Here is a 2,576-nt window from a genome sequence, read left to right as displayed (position 1 = left end):
CCAGGAGACGTGGTTCGACAGGACGATGGTCGGCGCATCGGTCGGCGGCGTTCCCCGCTCGATGACGCGCACGTTGAAGATCTTCAACAGTGCCCGGTGAAACCACACCGGCAGCCGGTGCAGCATCGACGACCATCCGAAGCGCAGAGCCAGCATCTGCCAGGGTACGAGCACGAGGCTGCACAGGCCGAGCAGCAGGAGCCTGAAGACGACGCCGGGTTTCGTCACGCATCGTCCTTGTCGAGCGGCACCGCATAGAGCTCGAGCCGGTGATAGACGACCCTGTAGCCGAGCCGCTTGGCGATCTCGTTCTGCAGCGCCTCGATCTCCTCCGAGCGGAACTCGATCACGTCGCCGGTCTCGAGATTGATGAGGTGATCGTGGTGCTCCCGCGCGGCCTGCTCGTAGCGCGAGCGTCCGTCGCGGAAATCGAGCCGCTCGAGAATGCCCTCCGTCTCGAAGAGTTTCACCGTACGGTAGACCGTGGACAGGGAGATGCGGTCGTCCACCTCGGCGGCGCGCCGGTGCAGCTCCACCACGTCCGGGTGGTCGGCGGCCGAATCGAGGATCTGCGCGATGATCCGGCGCTGGCCGGTCATCCGCAGGCCCTTGTCGCGGCAGGCACGCTCGATGGCGTCCGACCGGCGCGTTTTGGCGGATGTGCTGTTGCGTGTGACCAAGGCTCGAGTGACTCCTTGCGGAGGCTTATAAGCGAGGGACGCGAAGCGGGCTATAGGTCCAGGGCCATGGTGAGCGCGGCCACCCTCGTTCCATCGGCCTTCTGATAATAGCCGTCCCGCCGTCCGATGTCTCGAAAGCCCAGGCGACGGTAGGCGGCCAGGGCCGGCGCGTTGCCGTCCTCGACCTCCAGATGCACGCGGGCCACGCCCCGGCGCGCGAGCTCGTCGAGGTGGCGGGAGAGGAGCGGGCGGGCGTGGCCCTTGCCGCGCGCCTCCGCGGCGATCGCCACCGTGATGATCTCCGCCTCGTCGAGCACGATCCGCGACAGGGTGAAGCCCACCGGTTTGGCCGTGCGCCCGAGGAAGAGGCCGTCCGCCACGACTCCGCGCTCACCGAGCAGGCGCTCGAAATCGAGCGTGCTCCAGCCGCGGGCGAAGGCCGAGGCGTGGATCGCCGCCAGACGGGCGGCCGCCTCGGTCCCGACGGGTTCGATGCGCGGGGCCGGTGGATGGATGAAGCGGTCGAGAATGCTCATCGCGAGAATTCTCACTGTCTCGCGATACGGGCCCCGTCCTGCGGCTTGGCGTCGGGCTCGCGCAGGTAGAGGGGCTTGGGCAGGGCCTGGTTCGGGTCGGCCAGCGCGCCGAGGCGGGCCACCCAGGCGATGTCGGGAAAGCCCGCGATGTCGTTGATATGCGCCTCGACTCCCTGGGCGCGGGCTTCGGCCGCCAGCATGGCCGATGCGGAACCGGCGACCAGGATCGGGCCGGATCCGAGCAGCCGGATCGCATCGCGGTAGGTCATGAGGCCCGGCGGGATGATCGTACGCCCGCCCGGGGCGATCGCCTGGATGTAGATGTGGCCGTGCTTGGCGTCGATCGCCGCGGTGAAGAGCCCGCGCCGGTCGCCCACCATCAGGGGCGCCAGGAAGGCCGACAGGGTCGCGACCCCCACGGCGGGAATGCCGGCCGCCAGGCCGATGCCGCGGGCGGCCGCGATGCCGACCCGAAGGCCCGTATAGCTGCCGGGCCCGACCGTGACGGCGACCCGGTCCAAGCTTTCGAAGCCGCCCTCGACCTGGGCCGAGAGCCGGTCGAGCAGCGGCATCAGGGCCTCGGCATGGCCGCGGTCCATGGGGATGGTCTCGGCGGCCAGCGGCACGAGTTGCCCGGCTTCCACGATGCAGGCCGAGCAGGCGCCGAGGGCGGTATCGATAGCAAGGACGCGCAACTTTCGTCTCCGTCAGGTCTGCGCCATTCTTTAGAGCATCGGACGGAAAAGTGGATCCGGTTTTCCGTGTTGACCGATGCTCTCGTTCAAGAAGAAAGCATCGGATTGATCCCAAAAGTGCAAGTCCACTTTTGGGTCCGATGCTTTAGAGCATGAGTCGGAGAGGAGGGAACCCGGTTTCTTGCCAGTTTATCGCCGTTGCGCATCACGCGATGGCGCAGAACTCCTCGAAGACGGAGCGGCCGGGCGAGGAATTGGCGCTCGTCGGGCCGAGCTTCGCGAGATCGGCGACCGCACGCAGGGTCTCGTCCGGGATCGAACGGTCCTGCCACCAGCGATGGGTGCGGGCGTGGCGGAAGAGCCGGTCGAGAGCGGGATCGGGCAGGGCGGGCAACGGGAGGCTTCAAAGAAAAAGCGCGGCCAGGGCAGCCGCGCTTCGAGAGCTGAATTCCGAAGGTCCGATCAGACGGCCTGCACCTCGCGCACGTCCGGCAGGAAGTGGCGCAGCAGGTTCTGGATGCCGTGGCGCAGGGTGGCGGTCGAGGACGGGCAGCCCGAGCAGGCGCCCTTCATGACGAGGTAAACGGTGCCGTCCTTGAAGCCCCGGAAGGTGATGTCGCCGCCGTCGCCCGCCACCGCCGGGCGGATGCGGGTCTCGAGCAGCT

Annotated in this window: 5 protein-coding genes and 1 pseudogene; all 6 read right to left on the bottom strand. The window is 68.2% G+C overall.

Going from position 1 to position 2,576, the window contains the following annotated elements; translation table 11 throughout:
* Positions 1–228: pseudogene (locus NF876_RS30850) on the bottom strand (1-acyl-sn-glycerol-3-phosphate acyltransferase); the annotation flags it as partial.
* Positions 225–680: a Fur family transcriptional regulator gene (locus tag NF876_RS30845; RefSeq protein ID WP_210272225.1), complete on the bottom strand. Its 456-nt coding sequence runs from the start codon at positions 678–680 to the stop codon at positions 225–227. The pseudogene NF876_RS30850 and the gene NF876_RS30845, both read right to left, overlap by 4 nt.
* A gap of 50 nt (positions 681–730) precedes the next feature.
* Complete coding sequence (locus tag NF876_RS30840; RefSeq protein WP_173948780.1) at positions 731–1,216, bottom strand: GNAT family N-acetyltransferase; 486 nt, start codon at positions 1,214–1,216, stop codon at positions 731–733.
* An 11-nt stretch (positions 1,217–1,227) separates the two neighbouring features.
* The gene (tsaB, locus tag NF876_RS30835; RefSeq protein WP_210812219.1) at positions 1,228–1,911 is read right to left on the bottom strand and encodes a tRNA (adenosine(37)-N6)-threonylcarbamoyltransferase complex dimerization subunit type 1 TsaB; all 684 of its coding nucleotides are present in this window, start codon (positions 1,909–1,911) and stop codon (positions 1,228–1,230) included.
* A gap of 205 nt (positions 1,912–2,116) precedes the next feature.
* The gene (locus NF876_RS30830; protein ID WP_262272079.1) at positions 2,117–2,305 is read right to left on the bottom strand and encodes a nitroreductase family protein; all 189 of its coding nucleotides are present in this window, start codon (positions 2,303–2,305) and stop codon (positions 2,117–2,119) included.
* Between the two features lie 68 nt (positions 2,306–2,373).
* Positions 2,374–2,576 (bottom strand): NifU family protein (locus tag NF876_RS30825; RefSeq protein WP_262272078.1); only part of this gene is annotated, 203 nt, incomplete at its 5' end.

The organism is Microvirga yunnanensis, from assembly GCF_025460875.1.
Note: the sequence above shows the minus strand (reverse complement) of the source record. Positions and strands in the feature narration are given on the sequence as shown.